Source organism: Pseudomonas lactucae, from assembly GCF_036688725.1.
In the GTDB taxonomy this organism is placed as follows: Bacteria; Pseudomonadota; Gammaproteobacteria; order Pseudomonadales; family Pseudomonadaceae; genus Aquipseudomonas; species Aquipseudomonas lactucae.
This window is the reverse complement of the sequence record NZ_JAQQPT010000020.1, coordinates 59,940-84,840: the sequence shown is the minus strand read 5'-3', so window position 1 is coordinate 84,840 and position 24,901 is coordinate 59,940. Positions and strand designations below refer to the sequence as shown.

At 61.8% G+C, this 24,901-nt stretch carries 29 protein-coding genes; 12 read left to right on the top strand and 17 right to left on the bottom strand.

Annotated elements, in window-relative coordinates; all coding sequences use genetic code 11:
• Nucleotides 1-9: 9 nt before the first annotated feature.
• From hyi to V6M90_RS22245, 7 genes are all read left to right on the top strand, one after another.
• Nucleotides 10-792 carry a hydroxypyruvate isomerase gene (gene hyi, locus V6M90_RS22275; protein WP_003172787.1) on the top strand — a complete coding sequence of 261 codons (783 nt, stop codon included), beginning with the start codon at nucleotides 10-12 and terminating at the stop codon, nucleotides 790-792.
• Entirely contained in the window at nucleotides 765-1,721 is a 957-nt protein-coding gene (locus V6M90_RS22270; RefSeq protein WP_232291293.1) for a 2-hydroxy-3-oxopropionate reductase, read from the top strand. Before hyi ends, V6M90_RS22270 begins: the two co-directional genes overlap by 28 nt.
• A 138-nt stretch (nucleotides 1,722-1,859) precedes the next feature.
• Nucleotides 1,860-3,140: a glycerate kinase type-2 family protein gene (locus tag V6M90_RS22265; protein WP_003172785.1), complete on the top strand. Its 1,281-nt coding sequence runs from the start codon at nucleotides 1,860-1,862 to the stop codon at nucleotides 3,138-3,140.
• Between the two features lie 96 nt (nucleotides 3,141-3,236).
• Complete coding sequence (locus tag V6M90_RS22260; RefSeq protein WP_003172784.1) at nucleotides 3,237-4,109, top strand: urea transporter; 873 nt, start codon at nucleotides 3,237-3,239, stop codon at nucleotides 4,107-4,109.
• 31 nt (nucleotides 4,110-4,140) lie between these two features.
• Complete coding sequence (locus tag V6M90_RS22255) at nucleotides 4,141-4,965, top strand: ion transporter (protein ID WP_141063726.1); 825 nt, start codon at nucleotides 4,141-4,143, stop codon at nucleotides 4,963-4,965.
• A gap of 95 nt (nucleotides 4,966-5,060) precedes the next feature.
• Nucleotides 5,061-6,065 (top strand): sulfate ABC transporter substrate-binding protein, encoded by a 1,005-nt coding sequence (locus V6M90_RS22250; protein WP_078823798.1) that lies wholly within the window; start codon nucleotides 5,061-5,063, stop codon nucleotides 6,063-6,065.
• Nucleotides 6,066-6,315: 250 nt separating this feature from the next.
• Nucleotides 6,316-7,512, top strand: a complete 1,197-nt coding sequence (locus V6M90_RS22245; protein WP_332847148.1) for an MFS transporter — start codon at nucleotides 6,316-6,318, stop codon at nucleotides 7,510-7,512.
• 29 nt (nucleotides 7,513-7,541) lie between these two features.
• Here the strand turns inward: V6M90_RS22245 and V6M90_RS22240 are convergent, their stop codons facing one another.
• Entirely contained in the window at nucleotides 7,542-9,323 is a 1,782-nt protein-coding gene (locus tag V6M90_RS22240; RefSeq protein WP_332847147.1) for a M10 family metallopeptidase C-terminal domain-containing protein, read from the bottom strand.
• A 146-nt stretch (nucleotides 9,324-9,469) separates the two neighbouring features.
• Nucleotides 9,470-10,042: a phosphonate metabolism protein/1,5-bisphosphokinase (PRPP-forming) PhnN gene (phnN, locus tag V6M90_RS22235; RefSeq protein WP_003172779.1), complete on the bottom strand. Its 573-nt coding sequence runs from the start codon at nucleotides 10,040-10,042 to the stop codon at nucleotides 9,470-9,472.
• Nucleotides 10,043-10,614: 572 nt separating this feature from the next.
• Here phnN and V6M90_RS22230 point away from each other — a divergent pair.
• Nucleotides 10,615-10,890 carry a DUF6124 family protein gene (locus V6M90_RS22230; protein ID WP_003172778.1) on the top strand — a complete coding sequence of 92 codons (276 nt, stop codon included), beginning with the start codon at nucleotides 10,615-10,617 and terminating at the stop codon, nucleotides 10,888-10,890.
• Between the two features lie 89 nt (nucleotides 10,891-10,979).
• Here the strand turns inward: V6M90_RS22230 and V6M90_RS22225 are convergent, their stop codons facing one another.
• The 10 genes from V6M90_RS22225 to ccmA form a co-directional block, all read right to left on the bottom strand.
• Nucleotides 10,980-11,375 carry a hypothetical protein gene (locus V6M90_RS22225; RefSeq protein ID WP_003172777.1) on the bottom strand — a complete coding sequence of 132 codons (396 nt, stop codon included), beginning with the start codon at nucleotides 11,373-11,375 and terminating at the stop codon, nucleotides 10,980-10,982.
• A 15-nt stretch (nucleotides 11,376-11,390) separates the two neighbouring features.
• Entirely contained in the window at nucleotides 11,391-12,575 is a 1,185-nt protein-coding gene (ccmI, locus tag V6M90_RS22220) for a c-type cytochrome biogenesis protein CcmI (RefSeq protein ID WP_332847146.1), read from the bottom strand.
• Nucleotides 12,568-13,041, bottom strand: coding sequence for a cytochrome c-type biogenesis protein (locus V6M90_RS22215; RefSeq protein WP_003172775.1), 474 nt, complete (start codon nucleotides 13,039-13,041; stop codon nucleotides 12,568-12,570). The genes ccmI and V6M90_RS22215 overlap by 8 nt, the downstream gene beginning before the upstream one ends.
• A complete protein-coding gene (locus V6M90_RS22210) occupies nucleotides 13,038-13,574 on the bottom strand; it encodes a DsbE family thiol:disulfide interchange protein (protein WP_003172774.1) in 537 nt (178 codons plus the stop codon). Before V6M90_RS22210 ends, V6M90_RS22215 begins: the two co-directional genes overlap by 4 nt.
• Nucleotides 13,571-15,556 carry a heme lyase CcmF/NrfE family subunit gene (locus tag V6M90_RS22205; RefSeq protein ID WP_003172773.1) on the bottom strand — a complete coding sequence of 662 codons (1,986 nt, stop codon included), beginning with the start codon at nucleotides 15,554-15,556 and terminating at the stop codon, nucleotides 13,571-13,573. Before V6M90_RS22205 ends, V6M90_RS22210 begins: the two co-directional genes overlap by 4 nt.
• 3 nt (nucleotides 15,557-15,559) lie before the next feature.
• The gene (gene ccmE, locus V6M90_RS22200; protein ID WP_003172772.1) at nucleotides 15,560-16,015 is read right to left on the bottom strand and encodes a cytochrome c maturation protein CcmE; all 456 of its coding nucleotides are present in this window, start codon (nucleotides 16,013-16,015) and stop codon (nucleotides 15,560-15,562) included.
• On the bottom strand, nucleotides 16,012-16,188 hold the full coding sequence (gene ccmD / locus V6M90_RS22195) for a heme exporter protein CcmD (RefSeq protein ID WP_003172771.1): 177 nt from the start codon (nucleotides 16,186-16,188) through the stop codon (nucleotides 16,012-16,014). The genes ccmE and ccmD overlap by 4 nt, the downstream gene beginning before the upstream one ends.
• The gene (locus V6M90_RS22190) at nucleotides 16,185-16,940 is read right to left on the bottom strand and encodes a heme ABC transporter permease (protein ID WP_003172770.1); all 756 of its coding nucleotides are present in this window, start codon (nucleotides 16,938-16,940) and stop codon (nucleotides 16,185-16,187) included. The genes ccmD and V6M90_RS22190 overlap by 4 nt, the downstream gene beginning before the upstream one ends.
• An 84-nt stretch (nucleotides 16,941-17,024) precedes the next feature.
• On the bottom strand, nucleotides 17,025-17,693 hold the full coding sequence (gene ccmB, locus V6M90_RS22185) for a heme exporter protein CcmB (protein ID WP_003172769.1): 669 nt from the start codon (nucleotides 17,691-17,693) through the stop codon (nucleotides 17,025-17,027).
• Complete coding sequence (ccmA, locus tag V6M90_RS22180) at nucleotides 17,690-18,325, bottom strand: cytochrome c biogenesis heme-transporting ATPase CcmA (protein ID WP_332847145.1); 636 nt, start codon at nucleotides 18,323-18,325, stop codon at nucleotides 17,690-17,692. The genes ccmB and ccmA overlap by 4 nt, the downstream gene beginning before the upstream one ends.
• A 200-nt stretch (nucleotides 18,326-18,525) precedes the next feature.
• Between ccmA and fliK the strand changes: the two genes are divergently transcribed.
• On the top strand, nucleotides 18,526-20,118 hold the full coding sequence (gene fliK / locus V6M90_RS22175) for a flagellar hook-length control protein FliK (protein WP_003172767.1): 1,593 nt from the start codon (nucleotides 18,526-18,528) through the stop codon (nucleotides 20,116-20,118).
• Complete coding sequence (locus tag V6M90_RS22170; RefSeq protein ID WP_003172766.1) at nucleotides 20,115-20,444, top strand: EscU/YscU/HrcU family type III secretion system export apparatus switch protein; 330 nt, start codon at nucleotides 20,115-20,117, stop codon at nucleotides 20,442-20,444. The genes fliK and V6M90_RS22170 overlap by 4 nt, the downstream gene beginning before the upstream one ends.
• A gap of 40 nt (nucleotides 20,445-20,484) precedes the next feature.
• On the opposite strand, the gene V6M90_RS22165 is transcribed toward V6M90_RS22170, so the two are convergent.
• Together V6M90_RS22165 and moaB are read right to left on the bottom strand one after the other, a co-directional pair.
• The gene (locus V6M90_RS22165; protein WP_141063736.1) at nucleotides 20,485-21,711 is read right to left on the bottom strand and encodes a molybdopterin molybdotransferase MoeA; all 1,227 of its coding nucleotides are present in this window, start codon (nucleotides 21,709-21,711) and stop codon (nucleotides 20,485-20,487) included.
• On the bottom strand, nucleotides 21,695-22,234 hold the full coding sequence (moaB, locus tag V6M90_RS22160; protein WP_003172764.1) for a molybdenum cofactor biosynthesis protein B: 540 nt from the start codon (nucleotides 22,232-22,234) through the stop codon (nucleotides 21,695-21,697). The genes V6M90_RS22165 and moaB overlap by 17 nt, the downstream gene beginning before the upstream one ends.
• Before the next feature lie 76 nt (nucleotides 22,235-22,310).
• On the opposite strand from moaB, the gene mobA reads away from it, so the two are divergent.
• Nucleotides 22,311-22,913: a molybdenum cofactor guanylyltransferase MobA gene (gene mobA / locus V6M90_RS22155; protein WP_141063737.1), complete on the top strand. Its 603-nt coding sequence runs from the start codon at nucleotides 22,311-22,313 to the stop codon at nucleotides 22,911-22,913.
• Between the two features lie 80 nt (nucleotides 22,914-22,993).
• The gene (locus V6M90_RS22150; RefSeq protein WP_141063738.1) at nucleotides 22,994-23,215 is read left to right on the top strand and encodes a YgdI/YgdR family lipoprotein; all 222 of its coding nucleotides are present in this window, start codon (nucleotides 22,994-22,996) and stop codon (nucleotides 23,213-23,215) included.
• A gap of 54 nt (nucleotides 23,216-23,269) precedes the next feature.
• On the opposite strand, the gene V6M90_RS22145 is transcribed toward V6M90_RS22150, so the two are convergent.
• The 3 genes from V6M90_RS22145 to V6M90_RS22135 all read right to left on the bottom strand — a co-directional run bounded on the left by V6M90_RS22145 (nucleotide 23,270) and on the right by V6M90_RS22135 (nucleotide 24,884).
• The gene (locus V6M90_RS22145) at nucleotides 23,270-24,160 is read right to left on the bottom strand and encodes a pseudouridine synthase (RefSeq protein ID WP_332847144.1); all 891 of its coding nucleotides are present in this window, start codon (nucleotides 24,158-24,160) and stop codon (nucleotides 23,270-23,272) included.
• A 74-nt stretch (nucleotides 24,161-24,234) separates the two neighbouring features.
• Complete coding sequence (locus V6M90_RS22140; protein ID WP_003172759.1) at nucleotides 24,235-24,570, bottom strand: hypothetical protein; 336 nt, start codon at nucleotides 24,568-24,570, stop codon at nucleotides 24,235-24,237.
• Between the two features lie 74 nt (nucleotides 24,571-24,644).
• Nucleotides 24,645-24,884: a glutaredoxin family protein gene (locus V6M90_RS22135; protein WP_042945630.1), complete on the bottom strand. Its 240-nt coding sequence runs from the start codon at nucleotides 24,882-24,884 to the stop codon at nucleotides 24,645-24,647.
• Between the last annotated feature and the right edge of the window lie 17 nt (nucleotides 24,885-24,901).

Below are 24,901 nucleotides of genomic sequence, written 5' to 3'. Positions count from 1 at the left end.
GAGAACCCTATGCCGCGCTTTGCCGCCAACCTGTCGATGCTGTTTACCGAGCAGGATTTCCTCGCCCGTTTCAAGGCGGCCGCCGATGCCGGCTTCCAGGGCGTGGAGTACCTGTTCCCGTATGAATTCAGCTCCGCCGAGATCAAGGCGCAACTGGACGCCAACGGCCTGACCCAGGTGCTGTTCAACCTGCCCGCTGGTGACTGGGCCAAGGGCGAGCGCGGCCTGGCGTGCCACCCGGACCGGGTCGAGGAATTTCGTGCCGGGGTCACGCTGGCCATCGCCTATGCGCAGGTGCTGGGCAACACTCAGATCAACTGCCTGGCGGGCATCCGGCCGCAGGGCGTGGACGACGGAACCCTGGAAAAAACTTTCGTCGCCAACCTCAAGTACGCCGCCGAGAAGCTGCAAGCGGCGGGTATCAAGCTGGTCATGGAGATGATCAACACCCGCGATATCCCGGGCTTCTACCTGAACACCACGGCGCAGGCCCTGGCGATTCGCGAGCAGGTGGGCAGTGACAACCTGTTCCTGCAATACGACATCTACCACATGCAAATCATGGAAGGCGACCTGGCCCGCACCATGGCCGCGCACCTGGGGCAGATCAACCACATCCAACTGGCGGACAACCCTGGGCGCAATGAGCCGGGGACGGGGGAGATCAACTACCGCTTCCTGTTCGAGCACTTGGACCGGATTGGCTACCAGGGTTGGGTCGGCTGTGAGTACAAGCCATTGACCACTACCGAGGCGGGTCTGGGTTGGCTCAAGAGTCACAACGCCATCTAACAAACACAACAAAGAACCCAATGCGGGAGGATTTCTTCATGGCTAAAATCGGCTTTATCGGCACCGGCATCATGGGCCAACCCATGGCCGCGAACCTGCAGAAAGCAGGTCACCAACTGTTCCTCTCCGAACACCACGGCAAAGCCCCAGCGGAACTGATCAGCGCCGGCGCCGTGGCCCTGGCCAACCCGCAGCAGGTGGCCCAGGAAGCCGAGTTCATCATCGTCATGGTGCCCGACACGCCACAGGTCGAGGATGTACTGTTGCGCGCGGACGGTGTGGCGGCGGGCCTGTCACCGAACAAAGTGGTGATCGACATGAGTTCGATCTCGCCCACCGCCACCAAGGTATTTGCCGCGAAGATCAACGAGCACGGCGCGCAGTACCTCGACGCACCGGTGTCCGGCGGTGAAGTCGGCGCCAAGGCCGGTACCTTGAGCATCATGGTCGGCGGCGAGCCCCAGACGTTCGAACGCGCATTGCCGCTGTTCCAGAGCATGGGCAAGAACATCACATGGGTGGGCGGCAATGGCGACGGCCAGACCGCCAAGGTCGCCAACCAGATCATCGTCGCGCTGAATATCCAGGCGGTGGCCGAAGCGCTGCTGTTCGCCGCAAAAAACGGCGCCGACCCGGCCAAAGTGCGTGAAGCGCTGATGGGTGGCTTTGCTTCGTCGAAGATCCTGGAAGTGCATGGCGAACGCATGATCAAAGGCACGTTCGATCCGGGCTTTCGCATCAACCTGCACCAGAAGGATCTGAACCTGGCACTGGCCGGCGCCAAGGAACTGGGGATCAACCTGCCGAACACCGCCGGCACCCAGCAGGTGTTCAGCACCTGCGCGGCAATGGGCGGCAGTAACTGGGACCACTCGGCGCTGATCAAGGGGCTGGAACATATGGCGAATTTTTCGATTCGCGATCAATAACCCACACCACTCCTTTTTTTGAAATGCAGTCAAATGTGGGAGGGGCAAGTCGAATCGTCGCACCGCCCCTCCCACAATAGATCGCATTCCAACCCAACACTTGATGTCCCCTATAACAAAAAATCCGGGAGTCCGCTTATGTCGGTCGATCCGCAACACCTGCTTCGCGAGCTGTTTGCCACAGCCATCGACGCCGCCCATCCCCGCCGAGTGCTTGAACCTTTTCTGCCCGCCGACCGCAGCGGCCGGGTGATCGTAATCGGCGCAGGCAAGGCGGCGGCCGCCATGGCACTCGTCGTCGAAAGTTGCTGGCAGGGTGAAGTCACTGGCCTGGTGGTCACCCGCTACGGCCACGGCGCGCCGTGCAAAAAAATCGAAGTGGTCGAAGCGGCTCATCCGGTGCCCGACGCCGCCGGTCTGGCCGTGGCCCGCCGCGTACTGGCGTTGATCAGCAACCTGGGCGAAGACGACCGCGTGATCTTCCTGCTCTCCGGCGGTGGCTCGGCACTGCTGGCGCTGCCCGCCGAAGGCATCACCCTGGCCGACAAGCAAACCGTCAACAAAGCCCTGCTCAAATCCGGTGCCACCATTGGCGAGATGAACTGCGTGCGCAAGCATCTCTCGGCGATCAAAGGCGGCCGACTGGCCAAAGCGGCGTGGCCGGCGACGGTGTACACCTACGCGATCTCCGATGTGCCAGGCGACCAGGCCACGGTGATTGCCTCCGGCCCTACCGTCGGCGACCCAAGCACCTCGCAACAGGCGCTGGCGATCCTCAAGCGTTATGGCATCGATGCCCCGGCCTCCGTGCGCAGCTGGTTGCAGAACCCGGCCTCGGAAACCGTCAAGCCCGGCGACCCGATACTCGCGCGCAGCCACTTCCAGCTGATCGCACGCCCGCAGCAGTCCCTGGAAGCGGTGGCGGTCAAAGTGCGTCAGGCCGGCTTCAGCCCGCTGATCCTCGGCGACCTGGAAGGCGAAGCGCGGGACGTGGCCAAGGTGCACGCCGGGATCGTCCGGCAGATCGTGCGGCACGGCCAGCCGCTGGCGGCGCCGTGCGTGATTTTGTCCGGCGGTGAAACCACCGTGACCGTGCGCGGCAACGGCCGTGGCGGGCGCAACGCCGAGTTCCTGCTGAGCCTCACCGACAGCCTCAAGGGCCTGCCCGGCGTCTACGCCCTGGCCGGCGATACGGATGGCATCGACGGCTCGGAAGACAACGCCGGCGCAATCATGACCCCGTGCAGTTACGCGCGCGCCGAAGCCTTGGGCCTGAGCGCCAGCGATGAGCTGGACAACAATAACGGCTACGGCTATTTCGCCGCGCTCGACGGGCTGATTGTCACCGAGCCGACGCGCACCAACGTCAACGACTTGCGCGCCATCCTGATCCTTGAGACTGCCCAACATGACGCCTGACTTCTTGCGTATAGAGGCGCTTGTTTAGCGCCTGTAAAGGCCCCATCGGGAGCAAGCCCCCGATGAAGACAATCCGGTCCCACTGACTCATTAAAAATGCACAACCCCACCTGCCCCGACTGGGCCGAAGCCCTGCTCAACGGCTTCAGCCAGATTTTTCTCCAGCGCCAACCGCTGTGCGGCCTGCTGTGCCTGCTGGCAATCCTGTTCGGCGCCCCTGCCCTGCTCGGCGGCGCGCTGTTGGGCGGTGTGGCCGGGCTGCTCACGGCCCAGCGCCGAGGCTATCCCAAGGCTGAACGCCAGGCGGGTCTATACAGCTACAACGGCGTATTACTGGGTGTGTTGATCAGCCAGCACTTTGCCTGGTCAGCGTTAGTGCCACCGCTGATCCTGGCGTGCAGCGGCTTGAGTGCAATCCTCACGCGACAGTGGCTCAAACACACCTCCCACCCCAATGACCTGCCCGCCTACACCGCGCCGTTTGTCATGCTGGGTTGGTTGCTGCTGGGCGGGATCCCACCAACCGCCTTTGCCCTGAGTGAGCCCGACGCGCTGACCCACCTCAGTGCGCCGTTCACCGGCCTGGCGCAAGTCATGTTGCTGGACCAGCCTCTGAGCGGCGCCTTGATTGCCTTCGGCCTGTGGCTGGCCGACCGCCGCGCTGCCGTCTGGGCCCTGATCGGCGCCAGCAGCGGCGTACTGATCGGCCTGGTGCTGGACGCCCCCGCCGCCCTCCTCGGCCTGCACAGCTACAATCCGGCCCTTGCGGCCCTGGCCCTGAGCCGGGCACGCCGCCAGCCCTGGTTGCCGCTGCTCGGCATCCTGCTGACGATTCTGCTCACGCCGGGCTTTGCCGCCCTGCACCTGCCCGCACTTACCGCGCCGTTTATCCTCGCCTGCTGGCTGGTGCGCGCCGGCCGCCGAGTGCTTCAGAAACCGCGCATGGACAGTCCCTTCGAATCGCCCTAGGCTTGCTCGATATTCGATTCGGGCGGGACTTATGGACAGCAACAACGACTGGCGCCAACGCCTGTACGTCATGATTTTTCAGAGCGACACGCTGGCCGGGCGGCGCTTTGACGGCATCCTCCTGCTGATCATCCTCGCCAGCCTGGTGATCGTGATGCTCGACAGCATCGACCAGATCCACCAGAACTACGCCGACGTACTGGCCTATATCGAATGGGGCTTCACCGTCATTTTCCTGATCGAGTACGGCCTGCGTCTGTATTGCTCACCCAAGCCGCTGCGCTATGCCTTCAGCTTTTACGGGCTGGTGGACCTGCTCGCCATCGTGCCCGGCATCCTCGCCCTGTATTACAGCGACGCACAGTACCTGCTGATCATCCGCATCATCCGCATGCTGCGTATTTTCCGCGTGCTCAAGCTCAGCCCGTACCTCAAGCAAGCCAACTACCTGATGGCGGCGCTGCGCGGCAGCAAACAGAAAATCGTGGTGTTCCTGGTCAGCGTGTGCACCCTGGTCACGGTATTCGGTACTTTGATGTACGTGATCGAAGGCCCGGAACACGGGTTTACCAGCATTCCCAAGGGCATCTATTGGGCCATCGTCACCCTGACCACCGTGGGCTTTGGCGATATCGTGCCGAAGACGCCGCTGGGCCAGGTGATTTCATCATTGGTGATGATCACCGGTTACTCGATCATTGCCGTACCCACCGGGATTTTCACCGCGGAACTGGCCAGTGCCATGCGCGGCGAGCAACTGCAAACCGACTGCCCGGTGTGCAAGAAAAACAGCCATGAGCCCAACGCGGCATTCTGTTCGCGTTGTGGCAGTAATCTTTTCAAAAAAATGGAATAAGCAAAGTTCTTTTTAATCTTTAAGCGACTATGGCGCCCCGGCTATAGTCGCTGGCAAAGTGCCTCCCCCTTCTGTCGAACAACAAGGAATGAGCAGTGAAAAAATTCGTTAGCGCCTCTCTCCTGGCCGCCGGCCTTGCCCTGGCGGGTGCCGTGCATGCGGCCCCGGTCACACTGCTCAACGTCTCCTACGACGTGATGCGCGATTTCTACAAGGACTACAACGCCGCCTTCCAGAAACACTGGGAAGCCGAGCACCCGAACGACAAGCTGACCCTGCAGATGTCCTTCGGTGGCTCCAGCAAGCAAGCGCGTTCGGTGATCGATGGCCTGCCGGCTGACGTGATCACCATGAACATGGCCACCGACATCAACGCCCTGGCCGACAACGGCAAACTGGTGCCGGACAACTGGGTCACCCGCTTGCCGAACAACAGCGCGCCGTTCACCTCGGCCACTGTGTTCATCGTGCGCAAAGGCAACCCCAAAGCCTTGAAAGACTGGCCGGACCTGCTCAAGGATGGCGTGCAGGTGATCGTGCCCAACCCGAAGACTTCGGGTAACGGCCGCTACACCTACTTGTCGGCCTGGGGCTACGTGCTCAAGAACGGCGGTGACGAAGAAAAGGCCAAGGCCTTCGTCGGCAAACTGTTCAAGCAGGCGCCTGTGCTCGACACCGGCGGCCGCGCGGCCACCACCACGTTCATGACCAACCAGATCGGCGACGTGCTGGTGACGTTCGAGAACGAAGCGGAAATGATCGCCCGTGAATTCGGCCGCGATCAGTTCGAAGTGATCTACCCAAGCGTCTCCGCCGAAGCCGAGCCGCCAGTGTCGGTGGTGGATAAAGTGGTCGAGAAGAAAGGCACCCGCGTAGCCGCCGAAGACTACCTCAAGTACCTGTGGTCGCCGCAAGGTCAGGAAATCGCCGCCAATAACTACCTGCGCCCACGCGACCCGACAGTGCTGGCCAAGTACACCGACCGGTTCCCGAAAGTCGACTTTCTGTCGGTAGAGAAGACCTTTGGTGACTGGCGCACCGTACAAAAGACCCACTTCAATGATGGCGGGGTGTTTGACCAGATTTACTCAGGTCAATAACTGAATAAACGCGGTAAAAACTGTGGGAGGGGGCTTGCTCCCGATATAGGTGGATCAGTCAACTGATGGGTTGACGGGTGCGCCGCTATCGGGAGCAAGCCCCTCTCACATTGGTTTATGTCATGCCCCTGAAGTTGTGTCTGAATGTATCATCGCCCTGCATAAGTGATATCACCACAAGCGGCCTACTCAGGGTGGGACCTTGTCTTTACTCTCGCTCACCATCTTCCTTCGCTTTTATGAGAACACCATGAACCCAACCACCCCTGCCACCAGCACCCTGACCCGGGGCATGGTGATGCTCTTCGCGTTTTGCTGTGGCGCCATCGTCGCCAACATCTACTACGCACAGCCAATCATCGAGTTGATCGCCCCGGACGTCGGCCTCACGCCGGCGATGGCCAGCCTGATCGTGTCGCTGACGCAGATCGGCTATGCCCTGGGCCTGTTCTTCCTGGTGCCGCTGGGCGACCTGCTGGAAAACCGCAAGCTGATGCTCTCCACCACCGTGGTCGCCATCGCCAGCCTGTTGGGCGCCGCGCTCATCAAGCAGCCAAACCTGTTCCTGCTGGTGTCGCTGCTGATCGGCTTCAGCTCGGTGTCGGTGCAGATCCTGATCCCGCTGGCCGCGCACCTGGCCCCGGCCGAGTCACGTGGCCGGGTGGTGGGCAGCATCATGGGTGGCTTGTTGCTGGGTATCCTGCTGGCGCGTCCGGTGTCCAGCGTGGTGGCGGATCACTTCGGCTGGCGTGCGATGTTCATGGCGGCAGCGGCATTGATGGCGTTTATCAGCGTGGTGCTGATGCTGACCATTCCCAAGCGCCAACCTGATCACAGCGCCAGCTACGGCCAGCTGCTGGGCTCGCTGGGCACCTTGCTGCGTGAGCAACCGGTATTGCGCCAGCGGGCGTTTTACCAGGCCTGCCTGTTCGCCACCTTCAGCCTGTTCTGGACCGCAGCCCCGCTGGAACTGGCGCGTAACCATGGCCTGAGCCAAAGCGAGATTGCACTGTTTGCCTTAGTGGGTGCCCTGGGCGCCATCGCCGCGCCCATCGCCGGGCGCCTGGCCGACGCGGGCCACACCCACCGCGCTTCGCTGCTGGCGATGTTGTTCGCGGCGCTGAGCTTCCTGCCGGCCTTCGTGCACCCGCTGTACAGCGTGATCGGCCTGGCGGTGACCGGCGTGGTGCTGGACTTCTGCGTGCAGATGAACATGGTCCTCGGCCAGCGCGCCGTCTACGCCCTCGACGCCCACAGCCGCAGCCGCCTGAACGCGCTGTACATGACCAGCATTTTCATCGGCGGCGCCTTCGGCTCGGCCATCGCCAGCAGCGTGTATGAACACGGCGGCTGGCTGGGGGTGATGCTGGTGGGCAGTGCGTTTGCGCTGGTGGCGTTGTTGCGGTTCGTAAGTGCATCACGGCAGACCCTGGCCGCCGTCGCCTGATCCAACCGGCGGCTTTGATACAGCGTTCGCTAGTAGGGGCGAGCGCTGTTCAACTTCACACCCTTGATATCGCTTGGCTTGATTACATTGGGGCTTCTCACAATGAAATCACTGATCCTGTCGCCATCCAAATCCACCACCAACGAGTACAAATCGTCAAAGTCAGGATCGGGTGGCACGACAATCACCTCGCCGCGCGTTCCCGTAAATATATCCGCTTGTATGAGCGTCGTATGGGTCGCTTCGGCCATGGGTGACAAGTCGATCTCGTCTCTGCCGCTGACAAAGTCATTTAACGTATCGTAGTGTTCACCGTCCGATTCAGACGCCGACGCGTACGTATAGATCTTTGGCTTTCCAACATCGGTTTTGTCGACTTCATTTACAACGGGCTCCGGCGCGGGTTTATTCGGTAGTTCACCGTTGACTATCAAATCAGTGTAATGAATCCGCCCGCGCGTATTAACCTGAAAATCAGCTTTGCCATTACCGCTCAAGTCGAGCGTCACTTTACCCTCGCCCAAACCCTCGTTATAACTCAGCACCGCCTCGCCAGCGCGCCCGGTGAAACGCTCGACAATATAAAGAACCCGAATCGCGGCATCGGACAAGGGTCTTGATATATCGATTCTGTCCGCACCACTGGCAAAGTCTTTTATCAAATCCGGGTGGCTGGGCGTGGAGTCAGTGACGTTGTCATAAGCGAAAACATTGCGTCCGCCATTGCCTTCCAACGTGTCAGCACCGGGCCCACCCGTGAGGCGGTTGTTTGCTGTGTTACCGATCAACGTGTCATGACCGAAGCCGCCCACCGCGTTTTCCACGGTGACGCCCTTGGCGATCGATACGTTGCCTGTCATGCCGCCTACGTCCGAAAACGATTCGGCTTTCAAACTGATTTTCTGGTCCTGACGAAAGCCGGAAAAGTCCAGAGTGTCAGTGCCGCCCGCATCCCATACACAGAACACCGGTTTATCCCTGGCACTTTTGAGCGTGTAGAAGTCCCGGCCCGCATTGGCGTTAAAACCGTAGGTGGTATCGGTTTTTCGAGTCTCGGTGTTCGCGCCGTACAACCGTTGCACGGCGGCAATATCGTGCAGCATGGGCGCCGAGACTTTTTTCCTTTCGTACGGGTGATCACCAAAAGACGCATCATGGTAGCTCATCACGGTATAGGCGCTTGTGTCCTCCCTGTAAGGCTCCACGTCGCCGTGAGGGTGCTTAAGGCCAATGGCGTGGCCGACTTCATGTACAAACGTCTTGTCGAACTGCGTCCCATGCTCCAGTTTCGTGTGGGTGCGGCTCGTTCCCACGTTGACGCTACCTTCCTCGAAGTACGGATTGGGCAGCGTGGCCCAACCACCGGGATAATCCGGCAGCCCCTTGATCTTGAGCACGCCGTCCCGGCCGGTGGCATTTTCTGTAAAGGTGACATTAGTCACTTCCGCCCAGGACTTGAGGCCCTCTCTGATTCGGTGTTTTTCCGCGGAGGTAAAGCCCGGTGCCAAGGTATAGGAAAGATCTATTTTCTTGTCTTTATTGCGATCACTCCATCGGGAGCCTGATCGGGTGAGATGTTTCGCCGCCTTGTCCGTAGAGTAAGACGGTTTATCGATTTCAGACGAAGGAAAGTTGGAACGCCACGTGTAGCGCGCGTACTCAACAGAAGGAGCGCTTATTGTCTTCATGGGTAATACCCTGGGTACTTGTAAATAACCTGACACCGAACGGTGCCAAAACCACAACATTAAAACGCATAAAACAAAACTAAAATCACACACATAAAAATAGTGAACAAGTGCGAATTCCATTCCAATTGAAACGTTGAAACATCAACAAAAACCAACTAACAACTGCTAAAAATTAATCCGCGGGTGTTTGTAAATATCTAAGAGCAATGCAGCCCCCGGTGGGAGGGGGCTTGCTCCGATATCGGGTAATCCGTAGCAACGCAGAATCACGTGCAGGCCGAGCGCCCCTGGTCGAGGCAGCACAGCAAACGCTCGACCGTGTGTTCCAGGGGGCCGGAGTTGTCCAGTACACATAACCCCGCGCCATTGGCGGCGATCAGCTCCTCGGTGAACCGCGCGTTGCGCGCCAGGCGTTCCTCGATATCCGCCAGAGACTCACGCCCGCGCGCGATCAGGCGCTGGCGCAATACGGCTTGATCAACCGTCAGCAACAGCACCAGCAACGTCGGGTAACGCTCGCGGGTTTGCGCCAGGTGCGCGCGGGAGCCATTGACCAGCACGTCCTCCCCGGCCGCCAGCCACGCGTCAATCTCTTTGGGAATACCATAGGACAACCCGTTGGCCTGCCAACTGAGGGCAAACGCGTCCTCGTCCTGCATCGCGGCAAACTGCGCCGGGCTCACGCCTTGGGCCGCTTCGCCCACCGCCTCCGCCGAACGGGTGATTACCCGGCGCACAATGCGACAGCCGCACTCGGCCAACCGTGGGCGTGCGGCGTCCAGCAGGCTGTCCTTGCCCGAACCCGAGGGCCCGATGAGATAGATCAACCTGCCTGACATCAATACCGCCTCTTCGCTTGTTTGCAGACTTCTTGGACCACGGCGCCGGGTAGTCGGCACGGGAAAATATATCCAGCAGGCCTTCGGCAGCCCTGCCTGCGGCGGCCACCTTACCGGAGTGAGACATGCCGTGCATCACGTTCTGCGAATCCGGCAATAGGCGCTACCCCGTGGCGATGGAGCTTGCTCTCGATAGGGGTGTGTCAGTCAGAGATGTTTCAACTGACCCACTGCTATCGGGAGCAAGCCCCCCTTCCACAGTCGATTGCATCTCAAGTCGAGAACTTCGTTGTTAGGACCTGCCCTACACAGATTTCGGGTTGCGTCCGATCAGTGTCGCCGCTAACCTTCGCGGGTCGCTGCAAAATCAGCGAACGGGTGTGGTAGCCCGGTTCCTTCATAGATCCCAAAAACGCTCAAGGGCGTTTTTTTGTGCGGGCTGCTTTGTGGCGGCTGTGCACGGGAGGCTTCGGCCTGCCGGGTTTCTATGACCGGTCTACCACCCCGTGTACAGTCGCCTCCTTACATCGTGTGGTAGCGAGATGGAGGTGCTCATTCATAGGAGCTTCGCCATGAAAAAAGTTACGCCAAATCCCCCACCATCCACCTCGGATGACATCCTACAAACCCCACCCGACATCATCTTCACCGTCCGCCCTGGCCTCAGCACCGAAGCTGCCCTGAGCAATGCCAGCGAAATGCTGGAATCGGCGACGGCCTGTGCGTACGACTGTGCCGAGCATCTGGATGGCGCAAGCCGCAAGCGGGTGCTGGCGGTGGTGCAAATGGTGGAGATTGCGCAGTTGTTGGTGGAGGCGGCGCTGGAGCGGGAGTGTCCCGTGGCTTGATCGCACCGCCCCTCCCACAGTTGATCCCCAGTGTTTGGAAGGATGGATTTCACAAGCATGAAAAAGGCGACCCTCAGGTCGCCTTTTTGTCATTGCGCGTATTGCTTGCTCAACCCCGGCGGCACGCCCTGCACGTCGGTTTCTTCCCAGGGGCCATTTGGGCTGATGGAGCGGCTCCAGCCGTTGCTCCAGCGGTAGTAGGTACGCTGGCGGTAGAAAGTGTCGGGTTGGTCGTCGAGCACGTAGACCTGCATCTTGCCGTCCCAGTGGCTGGCGGCGCCGGGCGGTGGGGCGAAGGTCGGCGATTTGCTCGGCAGCGGTTTCGGGGCCGGTGTTACCGGGCCGGACGGTTTGGTGCTCGGTTTGGTTGACGGGCCCGACGGCGGGATGGTCGGGCCGGTGGGGCCTGGAGGTGGTCGGTGGACCGCACAGGCACTCAGGCCTAATACGAGGCTGAGCAGGGTGATGCGTGCGAATGCGGTCATGGCGTTTCCTCGAATTTACTGGTCCGGACTGTCGATGGTCAGTTGCTGCTGCGCAGTGGTGCTGCTGGCCAGGGGTTGGCTGCGGCCGATCCACTCACCCTTGGTCGGAAGTCCGGCCCGGGAAATGCGCGCAACCAGTTGGACTTCGGGGAAGTTGGACAGTTTCAACTGCGGCATCATTGCGTCGGCGTCACCCAGTTCGACGGTGATGGGCAGTTCGGCGACGGTGACGCGCTTGGCCGCCAACGGTGCCGGCGGGCCGCTGACGGCGCGGGCGAAGATGAAGACGCTGTCGGTCGGAAGGGCTTTGGCTTTGACCTCGGCGGCGAGGTCCACGCGGACTTTTAACAATGCCTTTTGTGCGACGGTGCCACCGCTTTCTTTCAACTTTTCCGTCGCCCGGTCGATCCCGCCTTGCAGCGCGGCGCGGGAGTTATCGCCGGGTGGCAGTTGCGTCAGCAGGCGGCCCCAGTAATCAATCGCGTCCTGATAACGCTGGCCTTCAAACGCGGCAATGCCCAGCAAACCCAAGCTGGTGACTTCCTTGGGGTCGAGCTTCAGGGCTTCATCAGTCAGCGCCTGCACCTCTGGCGACCACTGTTTGTTGTCGGCAAAGTACTGCGCCTGGGCCCACTGGCCGAGCAGTTCCGGCTGGCGACCGGCCAGGGCCACGGTGCGTTCGAAAACCTTGGCCGCATCGGCCGAACGATCCTGGGCCATATACGCGCGACCGAGGAAGTACAAGCCTTCGGCCGAATCCGGCTGGGCCACGGCGGCACGTTCCAGGCGCTGGGTCATGTCTTGCAGGGACACCGGTGGCTGGGAGAATTCGCGGGTCAGTTCGACTTTGTCGCTGGCGCCGAAATGCAGATACAAACCCAGGCCGAGTACCGGTACCAGCACGGCGGCGAGCAATGGCAGCGGTTTGCCCAGGCGCGATTCGCGGGGTTTTTCCACACCTTCGGTATCAGCGAGCAATTCGCGGGCGGCTTCGGCGCGGCCGGTGTCGAGTTGCGCGGCATTCAATACGCCTTCGTCCTGCTGCATTTGCAGTTCGGCGACGCGTTCTTGATACAGCGCCACGTTCAGCGCGGTGCGATCCTCTTCACGCTGGGCACGGCGGCCGCGCAATACGGGGATCAACAGGAAACTCAGGGCAATCAGAAGCAGCAGGCCGGCTGCGAGCCAGAAATCAATCATCAGTCTTGGTGTCCAGCAATTGGTCGAGGCGTTTACGCTCTTCAGGGGACAGCGCGTCGCTGCCATCGGCAGGCGCGGCGCGGCGGCGACGGACGATCACAGCCATCACCACCACACCGGCCAACAGCAGCCCGGCGGGGCCGAACCAGAGCAACGCGGTCTTGCCGGTGAGGGCCGGTTTATAGCGCACGAAATCACCGTAGCGGTCGACCATGAAGTCGATGATCTGCTGGTTGTCCTTGCCCTCGCCCAGCATGCGGAAGATCTCTTTGCGCAGGTCGGCGGCGATGGGTGCGTTGGAATCGGCGATGTCCTGGTTCTGGCATTTGGGGCAGCGCAGTTCCTTGGTCAGGTCGCGAAAGCGCTCACGTTCGGCGTCGTTGGCGAACTCATAAGTGTCGATGGCGGCGTGGGCCATACCGGCCAACCCCAGCGCCAGCACAGCAGCGGCTAACAGGCGCTTCATGGCTTGGCCTCATCGACCAGGGCCTGGTATTTGGCGGCCAGTTGTTCGCGCCACACCACTTCGTCGATCACGCCGACGTATTTGTCGCGGATCACGCCCTTGGCATCGATAAAGAAAGTTTCCGGTGCGCCGTACACGCCCAGGTTCAGACCGAGGTTGCCGTCTTCATCGCGGATATCCAACTGGTACGGGTTGTGGAACTCCGCCAGCCACTTCAAGGCGGCGGCGTTGTCGTCCTTGTAGTTGATGCCGTAGATCACCACGCCTTTGTCGGCAAGTTTGTTCAGCACGGGGTGCTCGACGCGGCAGGAGATGCACCAGGTGCCCCACACGTTGACCAGTGCCGGTTTGCCCAGCAGGTCGGCGCGGGCCAGGGTTTTGTCGCCCTGCACGTTCGGCAGCGAAAACGCGGGGAACGGCTTGCCGATCATCGCCGACGGCAACTCGGCCGGGTCCAGGTACAAACCGCGATAGAGGAACACCGCCACCACCAGAAACGCCGCCAGCGGCAACACCATCAACCAACGCTTCATACCGCAGCTCCCATGCCGAGGGCTTCACGCACCCGGCTCTTGACCTTGACCCGATAACGTCGGTCCAGCGCCGCGAGCAAACCACCGAAACCGGTGAGCAAGCCGCCGAACCAGATCCAGCGCACGAACGGTTTCACATGCACGCGTACCGCCCAGGCCCCCTCGCCCAGCGGTTCACCCAGGGCGACGTAGAGATCACGGGTGAAACCGGCGTCGATGCCGGCTTCGGTCATCATCGAACTCTGCACGGTGTACAGGCGTTTTTCCGGGTGCAGCACGGCGATTTCGTTACCGTTGCGTACTACGCGCACGGTGCCTTTATCCGACGTGAAGTTCGGCCCCTCGAAGTGCTTGGCGCCTTCGAAGATGAATTGGTAACCGGCCAGGTCCATGGACTCGCCCGGCGCCAGGCGCAGGTCGCGCTCGGCGCTGTTCTGGCTGGAGAGCACCACGCCCAGGGCGCACACGGCGATGCCGAGGTGAGCGATCTGCATGCCCCAGTAGCTGCGGGTCAGTGTCGGCAGGCCTTTGATCAGGCCTTTGTGGCGAGTCTTGTCGGCAATATCACGTACACCGGCCAGCAGTACCCAGGCGGCGAGCATAAAGGTGGCGAGCACCGCCCAGTTGAAGTCGCCATAGGCAACCCCGGCGATCACGGCCAGGGCCACACTGCCCAACAGCACCGGCATCAGCATGCCGGCCAGCCATTTGACCGGGGTGTCCTTCCAGCGCACCAGCACACCGACGGCCATCACCCCCATCAGCAGGCCCATCAACGGAATAAACAACGCGTTGAAGTACGGTGGGCCGACGGACAGCTTGGCGCCGCTCAGGGCATCCAGCACCAACGGATACAGGGTGCCGAGCAGGATCATCGACGCAGTCACCACCAGCACCAGGTTATTGCCCAGCAGCAGGGTTTCCCGCGACCACAGGTTAAAACCGACCTGGCTCTTGACCACCGGTGCGCGCAGGGCGAACAGGGTCAGGGAACCACCGACCACGAACAGCAGGAAGATCAGGATGAACACACCGCGCGCAGGATCGGAGGCGAACGCGTGGACGGAAGTCAGCACGCCCGAACGCACGAGGAAAGTGCCGAGCAGGCTGAGGGAAAATGCCGCAATCGCCAGCAACACGGTCCAGCTTTTGAACACTCCACGCTTTTCGGTGACGGCCAACGAGTGGATCAACGCGGTGCCCACCAGCCAGGGCATGAACGAGGCGTTTTCCACCGGGTCCCAGAACCACCAGCCGCCCCAGCCGAGTTCGTAGTAGGCCCACCACGACCCCAGGGTGATGCCAATGCCGAGAAAGGCCCAGGCGACGATGGTCCAAGGCCGCGACCAGCGCGCCCAGGCCGCGTCGAGGCGCCCACCGAGCAAGGCGGCGATGGCGAACGCGAAGGCCACCGAGAAACCGACGTAGCCCATGTAAAGCATCGGCGGGTGCACGATCAGGCCGATGTCCTGCAACAAAGGGTTGAGGTCATGCCCGTTGGCCGGGATCTGCGGCAGGATGCGGCTGAATGGGTTGGAGGTCATGATCAGGAACAACAGGAAGCCGATGCTGATCATGCCCATCACCGCCAGCACCCGCGCCAGCATTACCTGCGGCAGTTGGCGCGAGAACACCGATACGGCGAAGGTCCAGCCACCGAGAATCAGGGCCCACAGCAGCAACGACCCTTCGTGGGCGCCCCACACGGCACTGAACTTGTAGTACCAGGGCAAGGCACTGTTGGAGTTGTTGGCGACATAGGCGACCGAAAAATCGTCGGTCATGAAGGCGTAGGTCAGACAGCCAAACGCGAACAGCAGAAAGGCGAACTGGCCCCAGGCAGCCGGCTGCGCCAGGCTCATCCACAGGCGGTCGCCACGCCAGGCGCCGAGCAACGGCACCACGGCCTGCACGATGGCGAAGCACAGCGCGAGGATCATTGCCAGTTGGCCGAGTTCGGGAATAAATAATGCGGACATCATCACTCAGCCCTCCTTCGCGGGTGTTGGCGCGGATTGGCCGCTGTCCTTGAGCGCCTTGGTGACCTCAGGCGGCATGTATTTTTCATCGTGCTTGGCCAGCACTTCATCGGCTACCACCACCCCGTCGGCGTTGAGCTTGCCCAGGGCGACGATGCCCTGGCCTTCGCGAAACAGGTCCGGGAGGATGCCGCGGTAGGTGATGGTCACGGCCTTGTTGAAGTCGGTGACCACGAATGTCACGTCGAGGGAATCGCCGGAACGCTTCAGCGAGCCCTTCTCCACCATGCCGCCGGCGCGGATGCGTGTGTCTAACGGTGCTTCGCCATTCGCGATCTGCGTGGGCGTGTAGAACAGGTTGATGTTCTGCTGCAGGGCGCTCAAGGCCAGGCCCACGGCAATGCCGACGCCGGCCATGATGGCGAGGATGATCAACAGACGCTTTCTACGCAGCGGATTCACTTTTCGGTCTCCCGGCGCAGACGACGCGCCTCTTGTTGCAGGTAACGCTTGCGCGCCAGGATCGGCGCGGCGACGTTGAGGGCCAGCACCGCCAGGCAGATGCCATAGGCCGTCCAGACATACAGGCCATGGTGGCCCATGGCGAGAAAATCACTGAAAGAAGCAAAACTCATCCACGCGCTCCCAGGCAGCTTTGCACTTCGGCCTTGACCCAACTGGCACGGGCTTCACGCTTGAGCACTTCGAGGCGCATGCGCATCAGCAGCACGGCACCGAAGAAGCAGTAGAACCCCAGCACCATTAGCAGCAACGGCGCCCACATTTCCACGGGCATTGCCGGTTTTTCGGTGAGGGTGAAGGTGGCGCCCTGATGCAGGGTGTTCCACCACTCCACCGAGTACTTGATGATCGGGATGTTGATCACCCCGACAATCGCCAGCACCGCGCAGGCCTTGGCGGCGCTGTCACGATTGCTGATCGCATTGCCCAGGGCAATCAGACCGAAGTACAGGAACAGCAGGATCAACATGGACGTTAGTCGCGCATCCCACACCCACCACGAACCCCAGGTGGGTTTGCCCCAGATCGCGCCGGTGACCAGCGCCACGGCGGTCATCCACGCGCCGATGGGCGCCGCGCATTGCAGGGCCACGTCGGCCAGCTTCATCTTCCACACCAGGCCGACGATGCCGCACACCGCCAGCATCACGTAGCAGGACTGGGCCAGCATCGCGGCGGGCACATGGATATAGATGATGCGAAAACTGTTGCCTTGCTGGTAATCCGGCGGCGCAAAAGCCAGGCCCCAGGCCAGGCCGATGCCGATCAGCAACACGGCGGCGACGCTCAACCATGGCAGCAGCTTGCCGCTGATGCCGTAAAACCATTTGGGCGAGCCGAGCTTGTGAAACCAGGTCCAGTTCATTGCTGTTTCTCACGGTTGCTTCTTGTCGTGGCAAGAAGCGCAGGGTCTTTACTGGCCAAGCGTGTAACGCCTGACCAGACCTCATTATTCGCCGACGCTGATCTTCAGGCCGGCCGCTATGGCAAAGGGTGTCAGGGTTACCGCCAGGGCGGTCAGGCTGCCAAGCCACAGGAGGTAACCGGTCGCCGGCATGCCCATCAGCGCGGCTTGCAACGCGCCGCTGCCGAGGATCAGGACCGGGATGTACAAAGGCAGAATCAACAAGGCCAGCAACAGGCCACCCCGTTTCAAACCGACGGTCAACGCTGCGCCCACCGCCCCCAACAGGCTGAGCACCGGCGTACCGAGCAACAGGCTCAGCAACAGGATCGGCAGGCATTCGCTGGGCAATCCCAACATCATTGCCAACAGCGGCGAAAGCAAGACTAGCGCCAAACCGGAAAAAGCCCAGTGTGCCAGTACCTTGGCCAGTACCAGAAGTGGCAAGGGGTGCGACGAAAGGACCCACTGCTCCAGGGAACCGTCTTCGAAATCACTGCGAAACAGCCCGTCCAGCGAGAGCAGGACCGACAACAGCGCCGCCACCCACACCAATCCCGGGGACAAGGTTTGCAACAGTTTAGTCTCCGGACCGACCGCCAACGGGAACAACGCGATGACGATGGCGAAGAACACCAGGGGGTTGGCCAGTTCGGCCGGACGACGGCACAACAGCCGCGCTTCGCGGGCGACCAACAGGGCGAATACACTCATGCCGACCACCGTCCCAAATCCAGGTCGCGGTAACCGGACGGCACACGGGCCAGAGTATGGTGGGTGGTAAGCAACACCGTACCGCCCTGCTCGCAATTCCGCGCCAAGTGCTCTTCAAGTTGGGCGACGCCTTGTTTATCGAGGGCGGTGAAGGGTTCGTCGAGAATCCATAGCGGCGGGCCCGGCAGGTACAAGCGCGCCAGCGCCACGCGGCGTTGCTGGCCGGCGGACAAGGTGTGACAGGGAACGTCTTCAAAACCCTTGAGACCCACGGCGGCCAGGGCCTGCCAAATGGCGTCACGGGAGGCGCGATGATGCAGGGCGCTGAGCCAGCTGAGGTTTTCTTCAGCGGTGAGCACATCCTTGATGCCGGCGGCGTGGCCGATCCAGATCAGGTTGCGCGCAAGCGTAGTACGTTGCTCATCGAGCGGTTTGCCGTTCAGGCGTACAACGCCGGCCGTGGGCTGCATCAACCCGGCCAGCAGGCGCAGCAAACTGGTCTTGCCGCTGCCGTTGGGCCCGCTGACCTGCACCATGTCGCCGCCCGCCAGCCGCAGCTCGAGGTGTTCGAACAGCAGGCGCAGGTCGCGTTCACAGGAGAGCGCTATGGCTTCAAGAAGAGGGCTGGTCAAGAGATCGCGGGCCTTTACGGTTCAAGTCGGCGGTGCAGCGGCCGTTAAAGAGAGATGCACAATAACGGCTTTGGCGACCGATTTTAGAGAGCTGGATCAAATAGTTGTGAGGTTTTTACCGCTCTCGTTGCAGACGGGCGGCATTATACATGTGATGCCCTACGCTAAAGAGGGCTATTTCCCCAGAGACGACGTGCACGATGACCGGCGAGATCAACCTTCCTACGCTTCCTCCCGCCCCGGTGGCAGGGCAAAGCCTTGCGCCTGCCACGGGTGAATTGCTCAAACTGCTGGAGCCGCAGATCGGGCTGATCGACCCCGGAAAAACCGCGAACGCTGAGGTGATCGCACTCAAGCAAGGCGGCGAAGCCTTTCAGTTGTTGCTCAAGCTGACCCTTGAAGGCGGCCGCCAGACGCTGGTGCAGGCCTCCAGCGCCCAGCCACTGCCGTTGGGCAGCAATGTAGCGGTGAGCCAAACGCCGGCGGGCAACCTGACCCTCAGCTTGCAGCAGGCGATAAGCGCCAATGTGGCCGCCCTCACCCGTATTGATACCACCCAGTTACCGGAAGGCACCCTGCTGCAAGCCAAGGTGCTGACCACGCAGATGCTGCCCCAGGGCACCGCACAACCGGCGATCTACCGCTCGCTGGTGACGGTGCTCAACAATGCCCTGGCCGGTGCAACCCTGACGGTGGAAAGCCCGCAGCCGTTGCGCGTGGGCAGTTTGCTCAGTGCCGTGGTGCAGAACGCGCAGACCTTGAGCTTTGTGCCGCTCAGCGGGCTCAAGGATCAACTGGCCATCACGCAACAACTCGCCACCCAGCAGAGTCGCCAGGGCTCGCTGGATGCGGTGTTCACCGCCTTGCTAAACCTGCCGAGCGACGACAGCGCCTCCGATAACAGCACGTCCGCCAACCTGCGCGCCGCAGCGGATCGCTTGCTGGCCGCCCTGCCCGACCTGGCCCAGGTGAGCAATCCCAAGGTGCTGGCCCAGGTGATCCAGAACAGCGGGGCGTTTCTGGAAGCCAAGCTGCTCGCCGGACAAAACCCGCAAGTACCGCCGCTGGACATGAAGGGCGCGCTGCTGCGCCTGGTGGCCGACTTGCTGCCTGCGCTGCCCACCGCCACCAACTTGAACGCCATCCTTGCGGCCAACACACTGGCCCAGATCATGCCGAACTTTGTGCGCAGCCCGCTCAATACCCTCGGCCAGGTCAGCGCACGGCAGGCACCGGTCAGCTTCCCACTGCCGGAGCGGGTCATGGCCAAACTGGAAGGCGAAGGCGACCTGGAAAACCTGCTGCGCCTGGCTGCCGGAGCCATCTCCCGCCTGCAGAGCCATCAACTGTCGAGCCTGGAACAGACCGGCACCACCGCCGATGGTCGCCTGCAAACCACCTGGCAGCTGGAAATTCCCATGCGCACCCTGCAGGACATTGTGCCGCTGCAGGTCAAGTTCCAGCGCGAAGAACCGGCGCAGGACAAGGACCAACCGGAACGCAAGGCGAATAAAGAGGCCAAGCAGATGCTCTGGCGCGTCGAACTGGCCTTCGATATGGAGCCGCTCGGACCGTTGCAGGTGCAGGCGCAACTGACCCAGGGCAAACTCTCCAGCCAGCTATGGGCCACGCGCCCGTTTACGGCGAGTTTGATCGAAAGCCACCTGGGCAGCCTGCGCGAGCGCCTGGTGACGTCCGGCATCAACGTCGGCGACCTGGACTGCCACCTGGGCACCCCGCCACGCGGGCCGAAAACCGGACTGGAACAACGCTGGGTGGATGAAACCGCATGAAGAACACCGAATCATCACGCCAGGCGATTGCCCTCAAGTACGACGGCCAACAGGCGCCAACCCTCACGGCCAAGGGCGACGATGCCCTGGCCGAAGCGATCCTCAAGCTGGCGCGGGAAAATGAAGTGCCGATCTATGAAAACGCCGAGCTGGTAAAGCTGCTGGCGCGCATGGAGCTGGGCGACAGCATTCCCGAGGAGCTGTACCGCACGATTGCCGAAATCATCGCGTTTGCCTGGACGCTGAAGGGCAAGTTCCCGGTGGGGTATGACCCGGATGCGGGGCCGGTGGAGCGGGATGTGACCGAGCGTGGCGACGATTACTGAATAGCCACAGGCAAGCCACCTCCCACTGTTGGATTGGGTGTCAATTCAAGACTTCGCTCAGCGGGATGAAATTGACTCGATCACCCACCGACAAGGTCGTCCCCTCCACCACCTCCACTAACCCCTCGGCCCACGCCGCGCTACGCAGCACGCCGGAGCTTTGGTTGCGGTAGATGATCGCCCGGCCCTGCTCGATGCGCCCGCGTAAATATTCACGGCGATTGCCCGGTTTTGGCCACTCGAAACCCACCGGCACTTCGAAGCGCAGTGGCTCCACGTCAGCCACGCCTTGACGCCGCAGGATGTAGGGCCGGGCCAACAGCGCAAACGTCACCAGGGTCGAGGCCGGATTACCGGGCAGGCCGATCACCGGCACGCCACGGAAATGGCCGACGGTCAGCGGCTTGCCCGGTTTGATCGCAAGCTTCCACAGCGCCAGCTCGCCCTCTTCGCGCAGGGCGATACCGAGGTAATCCGCTTCGCCAACCGACACACCGCCGGTGGACAGGATCAGATCGACGCTGCCCAGGCTCGCCAATCGCGCGCGTGTCTGTTCCAGGTCATCCGGCAGGATCCCGGCGTCGACCACTTCGCAGCCCATACGCGCCAGCCATGAGCACAGCACGCGGCGGTTGCTGTTGTAGATCTGCCCCGGGCCCAGCGGCAAGCCCGGTTCGATCAACTCGTCACCGGTGGACAGCACCGCGACGCGGACGCGGCGCACCACGTCGAGGCGGTCGCGGCCCAGCGAGGCAGCCAGGCCCAGCTCGATCGGGCCCAGGCGCGTACCGGCCGACAACACGTGTTCGCCGACGGTGGTTTCCTGGCCCTGAGGGCGGATGTTCTGATTGAGATGCAGGGGCTCGGAAAAACTCACGCGTTCGTCGGCGTGAATCACGGCGTTTTCCTGCATTTCCACGCAGTCGGCCCCCTCAGGCACCGGCGCGCCGGTGAAGATGCGCGCACAGGTGCCGGCGGCCAAGGGCTGTGGCGCCTGGCCAGCGAAGATGCGCTGGCTGACCACCAGCGGCTCGCCGGCCCAATCCGCCAGGCGCACGGCGTAACCGTCCATGGCACTGTTGGGCCACGGCGGCAGATCGAGGGTGGAGACCAGATCCCGCGCCAATACCCGGCCATCACATTCAGCCAGGGGCACGGCGTGCTGCTCGCGGATCGGCGCGGCTTCGGCCAACGCCAGCAGTTGCCGCAGGGCGGCTTCCACCGGCATCAAGGCGCCGGTCTTGCCGGGCTTACCCACGGGATTCACAGGGTTCGGCCTGTTTCAGATGCGGCACGAAGTTGCACGGGCGATGCCGGTTATCCAGTTGCTCGGCAAGGATGCCGTCCCAACCGGTGCGCACCGCATTGGTGGAGCCCGGCAGGCAGCACACCAGCGTACCGTTGGCCAAGCCGGCAAGGGCACGGGATTGCACGGTGGAGGTGCCGATATCGGCCACGGATATCTGGCGGAACAGTTCGCCAAAGCCATCGACCTGTTTGTCCAGCAGGCAGCTCACGGCTTCGGGGGTGCTGTCGCGGCCGGTGAAGCCGGTGCCGCCGGTGATCAGCACCACCTGCACCACGTCTTCGGCAATCCAGTGAGCGACCTGGGCGCGGATTTTATAGAGGTCGTCCTTGAGCAGCACGCGCTCGGCCAGGTTGTGGCCGGCGGCGCTCAGGCGGTCGACGAAGACCTGGCCCGAGGTGTCGGTGTCCAGGGTGCGGGTGTCGCTGACGGTCAATACAGCGATATTCAGGGGTACGAAGGGCGCATCTGCCTTGGCTTTCATGGCACGGTCCGGTTGTCGAAGGAACAGCCCGGTGTTATATCACAGGCCCCCATTTGCCTGCCGCAGCGGAACCGCCATGCCTCTTGAATCTTTACCCCTGCCCTGTTCGATTCTGCTATTGGCCGGTGGCCGCGGCCAACGCATGGGCGGCGAGGATAAGGGCCTACTGCAGTGGCGCGGCCAACCGCTGATCGCCCATCTACAACGCCTGACCCGACCGTTGACGGACGACCTGATCATCTCGTGCAACCGCAACCACGACCGCTACGCGCCCTACGCCGACCAACTGGTGAGCGACGACAGCCCGGACTTTCCCGGCCCGCTCGCCGGCATCCGCGCCGGCTTGGCGGCGGCGCGCCATCCGCATCTGCTGGTATTGCCGTGTGATGTGCCGGCCCTCGACGTTCAATTGCTGAACGCCCTGCGCGACACCGGGCAGCGCAATCCGTTGTGGCCCGTCATGGTGCGTCATGGCGAATTCTGGGAACCGTTGATCTGCATCATCCCGACCTACCTGCAAGCCGAGATAGAACAGGCCTGGCACGCCGGTGAGCGCAGCCCGCGCAAGCTCTTCCTGCAACTGGGCGGCATCGGCCTGGAATGCCCGGCGGATGACCCGCGCCTGGCCAACCTGAATACACCGCAACTGTTGCACCAGAGGTCCGGCGTGTCAGAATGAACGCCGTACAAGGAACTTTGTCGGCGTGTCATGCGTCACAAGGTCAGCATTTAAAAAGTATTCTCTCGGAGACAAGACCCATGACTCAACGGACCATCGCCGCTCTCATGCTTGCACTGGGCCTCGCTACCCTTGCCGGTTGCGCCTCGCCTACAGTGATCACCCTGAATGACGGTCGCGAAATCCAGGCCGTCGACACCCCTAAATACGACGAACATTCGGGTTTCTATGAATTCCAGCAACTGGACGGCAAGCGCACCCGTATCAACAAGGATCAGGTTCGCACCGTTAAAGATCTGTAAAGCTTAACGTTTGCCCCAAGGCCCGCCTCGTGCGGGCCTTGTCGTATCTGGGATTTACCAGTCCAGGGTGATGGCACTGCGAAAACGCCGCTCTTGCCCGGTGACCGGGTCGATAAACCGCACGCCCTGGGCCAACAGTTTGAGGGGGTTGGCGTAGTCGTCCACGGCATCCTTGATCACGTTCGGGTAGAACGGGTCGTTGCAGATGCTCGCGCCGAGCGCAGTCATGTGCACGCGCAGCTGGTGCTTCTTGCCGGTCACAGGGAACAGGCCGTAACGCCACAGGTCACCGTTCTTCTCCCGCACTTGCACGCCCGTTTCGGTGTTGCAGGCACCCTCGCCTTCCTGCATGCGGAAAAACGGTTCGCCATCCACCAAGCGGCTTTTGTGGACTAACGGAAACGTCAGCCCAGGCAAGGCCGGGGCGATGGCTTCGTAGAATTTGTCGATCTGACGTGTGGGAAAAAGCTGCTGATAGGCCGCGCGGCTGGCCGGGTTGGCGGAGAACAGCACCAGGCCCGCGGTGTGGCGGTCGATGCGATGCAGCGGCACCAGCGATGGGTTGTCCAGGCGGCGGATCAGACGGCGCAGCAAGGTTTGCTCGACGTACTCACCGGCCGGAGTCACGGGCAGGAAGTGCGGTTTATCCGCCACCACCAAGTGCTCGTCGGCGTACAGGATGGTTTCCTGCACGGGGATCGCTTTTTCGTTCAGTACTTCACGGAAGTAGTAGATACACAGGCCCTCTTTGTAAGCGAGGTCCTGGAGAATCGGGCCGCCGTTGATATCCAGCACGCGGCCACGGGCGATGCGGTCCAGCCACTGTTCACGGCCGATCGCCGGGAAGTGCTCGCACAGGCAATCGAGCACGGTCGCCCACGGGCCGGGCGGCAAGTACAAGGTGCTGGCTTGGTGCTGGGACGCGGAAAAACCGGAAGTGGACATGCCGATGCTCAAAGCCTTGGAAAAAACCGGCGGCCATTATCCCGCATGAAGCGGGATTCGGCCTAGGGCCGATCTCAGGCCTTGGCCAATTCGGCCCGCAGCACCTTTGAGGCACTGGCCGCCTCGGTAAACTCCTTGAGCCAGCGCAGCACGTCCACCGCTTCCCAGCGGCCCGGATCGTACAAGGCGTAGAGCAAACCCTGGTAACCCACCACGTCCAACTGCTTGTGGTAACCGGCGCGCTGGAACAACGCTTCGATCTCGGCAAAGCAGGTATTGAAATGCACTTTGTTAAACGGCGTCTTGCCTTCCGTGACCAGGCCATCGAGGCGCAGCTCGTTCACCGCATCGCGCACGACGTCGGCAGACATGCGATTGACGCTGCTTTTCAGTTGTTCAACATTCACCACGGGCGTTCCCTCTATTCAATCGCTGTACAAACATACAGTAACTTAATATTTGGAAACCCGCCATCGCATAAACCTCAGCGAAGAAAGGTGACAACCTGTTCAATGTCGAACGGCCAGTCCAGTTCCGCCCCCGTGTCCACCCGTCGAAGCACAGGAATTCTCAGGCCGTAGACCTCGGTCAGGTCGTCGGGGTCGGTGATATCCACCAACTCAACGAGCAGCCCCTGTCCGACGACGAACGGCATGATTACCGCCTCAGCAATCTCACACAAATGGCAACCCAGGGTGCCGAACAGCTGGCATTCAGGAAGCATGGCAATTGGACCTCGCA

Excerpts from the sequence above, each read along its gene's own strand:
- hyi (WP_003172787.1), top strand. The coding sequence starts at position 10 with ATGCCGCGCTTTGCCGCCAACCTGTCGATGCTGTTTACCGAGCAGGAT.
- V6M90_RS22265 (WP_003172785.1), top strand. The coding sequence starts at position 1,860 with ATGTCGGTCGATCCGCAACACCTGCTTCGCGAGCTGTTTGCCACAGCC.
- V6M90_RS22260 (WP_003172784.1), top strand. The coding sequence starts at position 3,237 with ATGCACAACCCCACCTGCCCCGACTGGGCCGAAGCCCTGCTCAACGGC.
- V6M90_RS22255 (WP_141063726.1), top strand. The coding sequence starts at position 4,141 with ATGGACAGCAACAACGACTGGCGCCAACGCCTGTACGTCATGATTTTT.
- V6M90_RS22245 (WP_332847148.1), top strand. The coding sequence starts at position 6,316 with ATGAACCCAACCACCCCTGCCACCAGCACCCTGACCCGGGGCATGGTG.
- V6M90_RS22240 (WP_332847147.1), bottom strand. The coding sequence starts at position 9,323 with ATGGAATTCGCACTTGTTCACTATTTTTATGTGTGTGATTTTAGTTTT.
- phnN (WP_003172779.1), bottom strand. The coding sequence starts at position 10,042 with ATGTCAGGCAGGTTGATCTATCTCATCGGGCCCTCGGGTTCGGGCAAG.
- V6M90_RS22230 (WP_003172778.1), top strand. The coding sequence starts at position 10,615 with ATGAAAAAAGTTACGCCAAATCCCCCACCATCCACCTCGGATGACATC.
- V6M90_RS22225 (WP_003172777.1), bottom strand. The coding sequence starts at position 11,375 with ATGACCGCATTCGCACGCATCACCCTGCTCAGCCTCGTATTAGGCCTG.
- ccmI (WP_332847146.1), bottom strand. The coding sequence starts at position 12,575 with ATGATTGATTTCTGGCTCGCAGCCGGCCTGCTGCTTCTGATTGCCCTG.
- V6M90_RS22215 (WP_003172775.1), bottom strand. The coding sequence starts at position 13,041 with ATGAAGCGCCTGTTAGCCGCTGCTGTGCTGGCGCTGGGGTTGGCCGGT.
- V6M90_RS22210 (WP_003172774.1), bottom strand. The coding sequence starts at position 13,574 with ATGAAGCGTTGGTTGATGGTGTTGCCGCTGGCGGCGTTTCTGGTGGTG.
- V6M90_RS22205 (WP_003172773.1), bottom strand. The coding sequence starts at position 15,556 with ATGATGTCCGCATTATTTATTCCCGAACTCGGCCAACTGGCAATGATC.
- ccmD (WP_003172771.1), bottom strand. The coding sequence starts at position 16,188 with ATGAGTTTTGCTTCTTTCAGTGATTTTCTCGCCATGGGCCACCATGGC.
- V6M90_RS22190 (WP_003172770.1), bottom strand. The coding sequence starts at position 16,940 with ATGAACTGGACCTGGTTTCACAAGCTCGGCTCGCCCAAATGGTTTTAC.
- ccmB (WP_003172769.1), bottom strand. The coding sequence starts at position 17,693 with ATGAGTGTATTCGCCCTGTTGGTCGCCCGCGAAGCGCGGCTGTTGTGC.
- fliK (WP_003172767.1), top strand. The coding sequence starts at position 18,526 with ATGACCGGCGAGATCAACCTTCCTACGCTTCCTCCCGCCCCGGTGGCA.
- V6M90_RS22170 (WP_003172766.1), top strand. The coding sequence starts at position 20,115 with ATGAAGAACACCGAATCATCACGCCAGGCGATTGCCCTCAAGTACGAC.
- moaB (WP_003172764.1), bottom strand. The coding sequence starts at position 22,234 with ATGAAAGCCAAGGCAGATGCGCCCTTCGTACCCCTGAATATCGCTGTA.
- mobA (WP_141063737.1), top strand. The coding sequence starts at position 22,311 with ATGCCTCTTGAATCTTTACCCCTGCCCTGTTCGATTCTGCTATTGGCC.
- V6M90_RS22150 (WP_141063738.1), top strand. The coding sequence starts at position 22,994 with ATGACTCAACGGACCATCGCCGCTCTCATGCTTGCACTGGGCCTCGCT.
- V6M90_RS22145 (WP_332847144.1), bottom strand. The coding sequence starts at position 24,160 with ATGTCCACTTCCGGTTTTTCCGCGTCCCAGCACCAAGCCAGCACCTTG.
- V6M90_RS22135 (WP_042945630.1), bottom strand. The coding sequence starts at position 24,884 with ATGCTTCCTGAATGCCAGCTGTTCGGCACCCTGGGTTGCCATTTGTGT.